At 66.3% G+C, this 6993-nt stretch carries 5 protein-coding genes; 3 read left to right on the plus strand and 2 right to left on the minus strand.

All coding sequences use genetic code 11. The annotated features are described in order from the left end of the window. Positions 1-2: 2 nt before the first annotated feature. Both xdhB and xdhA read right to left on the minus strand, forming a co-directional pair. Positions 3-2315 (minus strand): xanthine dehydrogenase molybdopterin binding subunit, encoded by a 2313-nt coding sequence (gene xdhB / locus EPO55_RS23530; RefSeq protein ID WP_296339846.1) that lies wholly within the window; start codon positions 2313-2315, stop codon positions 3-5. Next, on the minus strand, positions 2312-3694 hold the full coding sequence (gene xdhA / locus EPO55_RS23535; RefSeq protein WP_296339847.1) for a xanthine dehydrogenase small subunit: 1383 nt from the start codon (positions 3692-3694) through the stop codon (positions 2312-2314). The genes xdhB and xdhA overlap by 4 nt, the downstream gene beginning before the upstream one ends. 76 nt (positions 3695-3770) lie before the next feature. Between xdhA and EPO55_RS23540 the strand changes: the two genes are divergently transcribed. The 3 genes from EPO55_RS23540 to EPO55_RS23550 form a co-directional block, all read left to right on the plus strand. After that, positions 3771-4670, plus strand: a complete 900-nt coding sequence (locus EPO55_RS23540) for a polysaccharide deacetylase family protein (RefSeq protein WP_296339848.1) — start codon at positions 3771-3773, stop codon at positions 4668-4670. A gap of 1 nt (position 4671) precedes the next feature. Then, positions 4672-5589, plus strand: a complete 918-nt coding sequence (locus tag EPO55_RS23545; RefSeq protein ID WP_296339850.1) for a polysaccharide deacetylase family protein — start codon at positions 4672-4674, stop codon at positions 5587-5589. Between the two features lie 517 nt (positions 5590-6106). After that, a partial coding sequence (locus EPO55_RS23550; RefSeq protein WP_296339852.1) for an epoxide hydrolase occupies positions 6107-6993 on the plus strand: 887 nt, incomplete at its 3' end.

Below are 6993 nucleotides of genomic sequence, written 5' to 3' on the forward strand. Positions count from 1 at the left end.
CTCTATGCCTTAACTGTAGCGATTGCCGCGAGCACGCGCTCGGGCGTCGCCGGCGCGTCGAGCCGCACTGCGGTCTTGCCGTCGCCCGCGGCCGCGATGGCATCTTTTAGGGCGGTCCAGACCGCCGTCGCCAGCAGCAGCGGCGGCTCGCCCACCGCCTTGGAGCGGAAGATCGTGGCTTCGCGCGAGGCTGCGTTGTCGAGCATCTTCACATTGAACACCGCCGGTGCGTCGCGGCTGCCGGGGATCTTGTAGGTCGAGGGGCCGACGGTGCGCAGCCGGCCCTTGGCGTCCCACCACAGCTCCTCGCAGGTGAACCAGCCCTGGCCCTGCACGAAGGCGCCCTCAATCTGGCCGAGATCGATCGCGGGATTGAGCGAGGCGCCGCAGTCCTGCACCAGGTCGGCCCGCAGCACGCGGCTCTCGCCGGTCAGCGTATCGATCGCAACTTCCGCCATCGCCGCGCCAAAGGAGAAATAGAAGAACGGCCGGCCGCGCATCGCCGCGGCATCCCAGTGGATCTTGGGCGTCTTGTAGAAACCGGTCGCCGACAGCGAGACGCGGCCCAGCCAGCAGAGCCTCGCCAGCTCGCCGAAGCTCACGACCTGGTTGCTGCCGGGCCGATTTGAATTAGGCGGGGCGATCCGCACGTTGCCGTCGGCGAATTCGATCTCGCTCTCGGCCGCGCCGAAATGTTCCGAGGCGAAGGCGACCATGCGGCTCTTGATGGTGTTGGCCGCCTCCCACGCCGCCCAGCCGTTGAGATCGGAGCCGGTCGAGGCCGCCGTCGGCGAAGTGTTGGGCACCTCGGCGGTCGAGGTGGCGCTGGGCCGGATGCGGTCGATCTCGACCTTGAAGACCTCGGCCACGACCTGCGCCACCTTGATGAACAGCCCCTGCCCCATCTCGGTGCCGCCATGGTTCAGGCGGATAGAGCCGTCGGTATAGACATGCACCAGCGCGCCGGCCTGGTTCATGTGCGGCAGGTTGAAGGAGATGCCGAATTTCAGCGGGAAGAGGCCCAGACCGCACTTCAGGATCGGGCTCGTCCTGTTGAAGGCGTCGATCTCCGCCCGGCGGCGTTCGAAGTCGCCGGCCCGCTTCACCTCGGCCCAGCAGCGCGCCAGATGGTTCTCGTCGACCGTCTGACCGTAGGGCGTCTCGTCGCCGCCGGCGCCGTAGAAATTGAGTGCGCGAATCTCGTTGGCGTTGCGCTTGAGATGAAGCGCGATGCGGTCGATGGCGTCTTCCATGACGACCACGCCCTGCGGGCCGCCGAAGCCGCGGAAGGCGGTGTTGGATTGCTTGTTGGTCTTGCAGGCGTAACCGACCGCGCGGAAGTGCGCGATCCAGTAGGCGTTGTCGGTATGGGTGAGCGCGCGCGCCATCACGCCGGGCGTGAGGTCGAGGCTGAAACCGGCATCGGCCGCCAGCATCGCATCGAGTGCCAGCACCCGGCCGTCGCCGTCGAAGCCCACGGTGTAGCGGTAGAGGAAGGGATGGCGCTTGCCGGTCGCGATCATGTCGATCTCGCGCGGCAGGCGGAGTTTCACCGGCCGGCCGGTCCGGTGCGCGGCCAGCGCCGCCGCGCCCGCCACCCACGAGGCGTTGCTCTCCTTGCCACCGAAGCCGCCGCCCAGGCGGCGCACCACCGCAGTGACGCGATTGAAGTCGCAGCCCAGGAGCTGGGCGCAGACGTGCTGGACCTCGGTCGGATGCTGGGTCGAGGAATGGACGACGATGTCGCCGTCCTCGCCCGGCAGCGCAAAGGCGATCTGGCCTTCGAGATAGAAATGCTCCTGCCCGCCGACGCTGAACTCGGCGCTCAGCCGATGGGGGGCGGTCTTCAGCGCCGCCTCGGGATCGCCGCGCAGGAGCGTCGATGGCGCCTGCACGTAGGCCTGCTGGGCGAGCGCGGTTGCGATGTCGAGGATCGCCTCGCTCTCCTCGATCTCGATCACCGCGCGCCCGGCGGCGGCGCGCGCGGCATCAAGCGTGTCCGCCACCACCATCGCCAGCGGCTGCCCCGCGAACTCGACGCGGTCCACGGCAAACAGCGGCTCCTCCTTGCCCGGACCGGCGGTGCTGTTGCGGCCGGGAATATCGGCGGCAACGAGCGTCGCCACGACGCCCGGCGAGGCGGCGGCGGCCGAAAGATCGAGCTTGGCCAGACGGCCACTCGCCAACGGGCTCAGCACCAGCGCGGCATGCAGCGTGCCGGGCGGCTCGGGCATGTCGTCGATATAGAGCGCCTGACCCGTCACATGCTTCAGGGCGCTGTCGTGACGCGCCGCGCTGTGGACCGCGCCCTTCACAGCGCCTCGACCTCGACCGCGCGCCCGGGCTCGGCGATGCGCAGTTCCAGACGGCGCAGCAGGTTGGCGGCAACGGTGAGGCGATAGGCGGCCGAGCCGCGCCAGTCGTCGATCGGCTGAAAATCCTTCGGAACCGCCGCCACCGCCGCGGCAAATCCTTCCTTCATCAGCGCCGCTTCGACGTGGCGGGCGCGTTTGGGTGTTGCCGCCATGCCACCGAAGCCGATGCGCACGTCCTCGACTTTTCCGTTCTTGATCCGCAGGCGATAACCCGCGGCAACCGTGGAGATGTCCTGGTCGCGCCGCTTGCTCACCTTGTCGCAGAAGAAGACTTCGCCCGGCCAGAGTTTTGGCATCGAAATGCTCTGGATCACCTCGTCGGGCGCCAGCGCGGTCTTGCGGTAGCCGAGGAAGAATTCTTCCAGCGGCAGGTCACGCGCGCCGCGCACGGAAACCAGTTTCAGGCTCGCCTCCAGTGCCAGCAGCACCGGCGGCATGTCGCCGATCGGCGAGGCCGTGCCGATGTTGCCGCCGATCGTGCCCAGCGACCGGATCTGCCTCGACCCCAGCCGTGCGAGATAGGTCCTGAGCGCCGGGTAGTTTGCGATCAGGATCGGCATGGCGGCGGCATAGGTCGCGGCGGCGCCGATCGTGATCTGCTCCTTGTCTTCGGCGATCGCCGTGAGCTCCCGAACGTGCGCCACATGAATCACCGAGGCCGGCGGCTTGCGCGACCGGCTGGCGAGCAGGCCGAGGTCGGTGGCGCCGGCCAGCAGCAGCGCCTCCGGATGCGCCGCGCGCAGCTTCAACAATTCCTCGAGCGTGCGCGGGGCAGAGAAGGACCCGCCGAACGCGGCGGAACCCGTGCGCTGCGGCGGCACCGGTGCCGGCTCGATCGAGAGGCCCGCCACCCTGGTCATGGCCTCGACGATCGGCCGATAGCCGGTGCAGCGGCAGAGATTGCCGGCCAGGGCGTCGTGGATGGTTTCCAGGTCGGCCTTCTCGGCGCCGGCGGCAAAAGCATAGGCCGACATGACGAAGCCCGGCGTGCAGAAGCCGCATTGGGTGGCGTCGGCCTCGGCCATCGCCACCTGCACGGCATGCGGGCTACCGTCCGGCCCACTCAGTCCCTCGACCGTGCGCACCGCCTGGCCGTCGATCTGGCCCAGCAGCGCGATGCAGGAATTTATCGCCTCACGACGTCCATTGGCCCGCTCCAGCACCACGGTGCAGGCGCCGCAATCGCCCTCGGCGCAGCCTTCCTTGGTGCCTCTGAGCCCGCGCTGCTCGCGCAGCCAGTCGAGCAGGGTCGTCATCGGCGAGACGCCGGAAAGCTCGACCGGGCCGTCGTTGAGCGTGAAGCGAATGTTATCCGCCATGCGAACAGGATGCGGGGCGTTGAAGTGCGGCGCAACCCATGATGCACTCGACGTGCCAAACAAAGAAAGAGATCGCATGGATCCGCACCGCTACAGCTACTCCCCCATCGTCGAGCGCCCGAAGCTTTCCTGGCCCAACGGCGCGCGCGTCGCGGTCTGGGTCTGCCCCAACATCGAGCATTACGAATACATCCCCGCCGAGGTCCGCGTGCGCAACCCGTGGCCGCGCATGCCGCATCCCGACGTGCTGGGCTATGGCGGCCGCGACTACGGCAACCGCGTCGGCCTGTGGCGGATGTTCGAGGTCCTGGACAAGCACAGCGTGCGCTGCACCGTGTCGCTTTCCATGTCGGTCATAGAAATGTTTCCCGAGATCCTCGAGGCCATGGAGGCCCGGCGCTGGGAATACATGAGCCACGGCTATCTCAACACGCGCTACCACTGGGGTTATAGCGAAGAGGAAGAACGCGCCGTCATCGAGCACAGCAAGGCCACGCACCTCAGGCTGACCGGCCGCAAGCTGCGCGGCTGGTTCTCGCCCGCCATCTCCAACACCTTCAATACGCCCGACCTCGTGAAGGAGGCGGGCCTGGAATACATCTGCGACTTCTATCACGACGACCAGCCGACGCCGCTCGCCACCAAGCACGGCCCGCTGATCCACGTGCCCTACACGATGGATCTCAACGATGCGCTGATCTACCGCCAGCCGGTCGAGGCCGAGGAATTCGCCCAGATGATCATCGACCATTTCGACACGGTCTATCGCGAGGGGCCGGAGAACGGCCGCGTCATGTGCATTGCGCTCCACCCCTACATGATGGGGGCGCCGCATCGCATAAGACATCTCGACCGCGCGCTGGCCTACATCCGACGGCACAAGGACGCCTGGGTCTGCACCGCCGAGGAGATCCTCGATCACTACGTGGCCAATGGCCTGAAACCGTACCAGCAGCATCTCGGAAAGGAGGCGTAGGATGGCCACCGTTCCCAAGAACCCGCCACCGCTGCCCGCCGGGATGGACAATCCCTGGTACGATTATTCGCCCTATCCCAAACGGCCGCTGCTCACCTGGCCCAAGAACGCGCGGGTCGGCTGGTTCGTGCTGCTGCATCTCGAGTACTGGGAGCTGATCCCCGACGAGACGAGCCTCAGGGACCCGCGCCACGTTGGCGAACTCGGCAGCTACACACCCGACTACCGCACCTGGACCCAGCGCGACTTCGGCAACCGCGTCGGCATCTTCCGCGTCCTCGACGTGCTCGACCGCTACCAGATCCGGGCCGGTGTGGCGGTGAACGCGCTGGCGGCCGAGCGCTATCCCTATCTGATCGAGCAGTTCAAGAAGCGGAAGTACGAGTTCATCGCCCACGGCCACTCGGCCAACCGCATGATCTCCTCCAAGATGAGCGAGGCCGAGGAGAAGGCCGAGATCGCCAATTCCATCGCCGCCATCGAGAAAGCTGCGGGCGTACGGCCGACCGGCTGGCTCGGCCAGGATTACGGCGAGAGCCAGCGCACGCCGCAGCTCCTGGCCGATGCCGGCCTCGACTACGTGCTCGACTGGCCCAACGACGACCAGCCCTACCCGATGAAGGTCGGCAAGAAGTTCGTCTCGATACCCAACCAGCCGGAATGGGACGACGTCCAGCAGCTCATGATCCGGCGCATCAGCACCACGCGCTATCCCGATCTGGTGGGCGAGGCGTTCGAGCTGCTGCACCACGAGGGCGGCCAGGTCTTTAACCTGTCGATCCATCCCTGGCTGATGGGCATGGCGCATCGCATAAAATATCTCGACGAGGCGCTGCGCCGGATCGAGCGCTTCGGCAACGCCTGGCAGGCAACGCCCGGCGAAATCGCCCGGCACTATATGGACACGATGATGGGCTGAAATCTCGGCTTCCCGCACGCCGGAAAGCCAATAACGCCGGGCTTTTTACCCGCTTACCGGGCCCACCTGAATTGAGGGAGTGTTGGGCCCGAAGTTGGGCCCGACCCCGGGATAAGCCTTATTCCACGGGCTTTTCTCGCATTTCGCGAAATCTTTGATCGCACTGCCCCGGCGCACCCTGTGCCCAGGATGTCGTTAAGTGTCTGTTCGCACATCGTTATCTGGCGTGGCGTTGAGACGGGGTCGTTGTTGGGACTGTCCACGGGTCAGGACCCGCGGCGGCTTCACCAAGCCATAAGGCGAACCCGCAGGCGGCTGCGGGCAGGTCGTGCCGAAATGGAAAAGGCCGGCGCGGTCCTCGCGTCAGCCTATAGAGAAATCATAGCAGAACCTGCTGAACCTGCAACTTTTCCCCGATCACATTTTCAGGAGCAAGTGCTGGCATTGCAAGCATCTACATGCTGACGTCTGCCCGATTTGACACACTCCTGAAGCCCGCACGCGAGCGAGACCGATCATGTCATCCCCTCGGCCCTTTGCCTTTCATGTCCCCGATGAAGACATCGCCGACCTCCGCGCGAGGTTGGCCAGAACGCGGCTCCCGGATCAGGCGCCTGAAGCACCGTGGGCCTATGGCGCCGACCTCGCCTACATGCGGAAGCTGGTCGACTACTGGCGCGAAAAGTTCGATTGGCGCGCCCAGGAGGCCGGGCTGAACGCGTTCCCGCAGTTCAAGGTCGCCCTGCACGGCATCGACCTGCACTATCTGCATATTCCCGGTCAGGGTCCCGCGCCGAAGCCGCTGCTCCTGCTCCACGGCTGGCCGGGTTCGCTGTTCGAATTCATCGACCTGATCCCGCGTCTCGCCGACCCCGCGCGCTTCGGCGGCGACGCGCGTGACGCCGTGACGGTCATCGCCCCGTCCCTGCCGGGCTACGGACTGTCCTTCCAGCCGGGCCAGAAGCGCTTCGGCGTGGCGGCCATCGCGGATTGCTTGGCCGATCTCATGACCAACGTCCTGGGATGGAAAAAGTTCATTGCCCAAGGGGGCGACTGGGGCGCGCACATCAGTTCCAGCATGGCGGTTCGCCATCCCGACAGACTGGCGGGCATTCACCTGAACATGCTGACCGTCAATCCGGCCTTGCCGCCGCCGCCGACCTCGACGGCAGAGGAACAGCGGTACCTGGACGAAATGCGCGAATGGGCCAAGGAAGAGACGGGCTACATCCAGATCCAGGGGACCCGCCCCCAGACCCTGGCTTACGGGCTCACCGACTCGCCCGTGGGACTCGCGGCCTGGATCGCCGAGAAGTTCCATACCTGGACCGATCACACGGGCGACTTCGAAACCGCGGTCGACCGCGACCGTCTGCTCGCCAACATTTCATTCTATTGGTTCAC

This window comes from Reyranella sp. (genome assembly GCF_004296935.1).
GTDB lineage: Bacteria > Pseudomonadota > Alphaproteobacteria > Reyranellales > Reyranellaceae > Reyranella.

What these genes read in the sequence shown, in the direction of transcription:
- EPO55_RS23540 (WP_296339848.1), top strand. Translation starts at nt 3,771, where the DNA reads ATGGATCCGCACCGCTACAGCTACTCCCCCATCGTCGAGCGCCCGAAG.
- xdhA (WP_296339847.1), bottom strand. Translation starts at nt 3,694, where the DNA reads ATGGCGGATAACATTCGCTTCACGCTCAACGACGGCCCGGTCGAGCTT.
- EPO55_RS23545 (WP_296339850.1), top strand. Translation starts at nt 4,672, where the DNA reads ATGGCCACCGTTCCCAAGAACCCGCCACCGCTGCCCGCCGGGATGGAC.